This is a genomic window from Enterobacter cloacae complex sp. SHL021, assembly GCF_049237765.1.
Lineage (GTDB): Bacteria > Pseudomonadota > Gammaproteobacteria > Enterobacterales > Enterobacteriaceae > Enterobacter > Enterobacter cloacae.
This window is the reverse complement of sequence record NZ_JBMKJG010000067.1, coordinates 1-589: the sequence shown is the minus strand read 5'-3', so window position 1 is coordinate 589 and position 589 is coordinate 1. Positions and strand designations below refer to the sequence as shown.

Sequence of the window (589 nt, the reverse complement as noted above, 5' to 3'; positions counted from 1 at the left end):
GAACTTTTGCTTTGCCACGGAATGGTCTGCGTTGTCGGGAAGATACGTGATCTGATCCTTCAACTCAGCAAAAGTTCGATTTATTCAACAAAGCCTTAATAATCCTTAAATATAGATTATTTAAATAAAATTAAGTCTGTTTATTTTTAACGTGAATGAGTATTTAAATAAAATTAACGGATTTGAATTGCCCGGTTTTTCAACGTATATTCATATAACCATAAAAACAGTATGGATACGTTATGCAAGCATCTGATTACTTGAAGATGAAGTTCCAGAGCGACAGGCAGTTAGCTATTTATGGACAACAAGGCGTTGCTGGGACATGGAAAGCATTAAAGGGGATTGGTTCTGATATTTACTCAGGAATGGAGCGTGTTAGTTGGTATTCATCATGCTTAATCCCCAGCTATCATGATGTGTGTGAAGAGTTACTCTCAGAAGAAAAAAGGATGTACCTCTCAATTGTGTCTATTTACCGTTATCGCAATGTAGGTGATGCTGCCAACTTACTGATTTAGTGTATGATGGTGTTTTTGAGGTGCTCCAGTGGCTTCTGTTTCTATCAGCTGTCCCTCCTGTTCAGCTA

Annotated in this window: 1 protein-coding gene and 1 pseudogene; one reads left to right on the top strand and one right to left on the bottom strand. The window is 37.7% G+C overall.

The features are described 5' to 3' along the window. On the bottom strand, positions 1-63 hold a 63-nt coding region (locus ACOTZF_RS25230), incomplete at its 3' end, for a hypothetical protein (RefSeq protein ID WP_421636234.1). Between the two features lie 179 nt (positions 64-242). Between ACOTZF_RS25230 and ACOTZF_RS25225 the strand changes: the two are divergent. Next, positions 243-494: pseudogene (locus ACOTZF_RS25225) on the top strand (hypothetical protein); the annotation flags it as partial. Positions 495-589: the final 95 nt, after the last annotated feature.